Genomic DNA, 327 nt, shown 5'->3' with positions numbered 1-327 from the left:
CTAATCCGGGTACATCATTAATTGAATTTATTTGTAATTATTTATATGGGTTCTTGTTTATTGCTTTCCCTCTTGTTTTTATAGGAATATTAACCAATAGACTTATTGTAAAATATACCGATAAAGGATCTTTATCTTATATTTTATCTACACCAAACAGTAGATTTAAGATAATTTTTTCTTGGTTATTTGTTATGATTTTTATGTTACTTATTTTGGTTATATACATATCTTCATTAATTATTATTTTAAGTCAGGTTATGTTTAATGGAGAACTTGATATACCTAAATTTCTCTTGATTAATTGTGGTGTATTTGGACTTTGGA

At 24.5% G+C, this 327-nt stretch carries 1 pseudogene; it reads left to right on the top strand.

The annotated features are described in order from the left end of the window. Positions 1 to 327 (top strand): annotated as a pseudogene (locus tag FGQ49_RS10550) (ABC transporter permease); the annotation flags it as partial.

Origin of the sequence: Anaerofustis stercorihominis, assembly GCF_005844425.1 — a bacterium.
Classification (GTDB): Bacteria; Bacillota; Clostridia; order Eubacteriales; family Anaerofustaceae; genus Anaerofustis; species Anaerofustis butyriciformans.
Note: the sequence above shows the minus strand (reverse complement) of the source record. Positions and strands in the feature narration are given on the sequence as shown.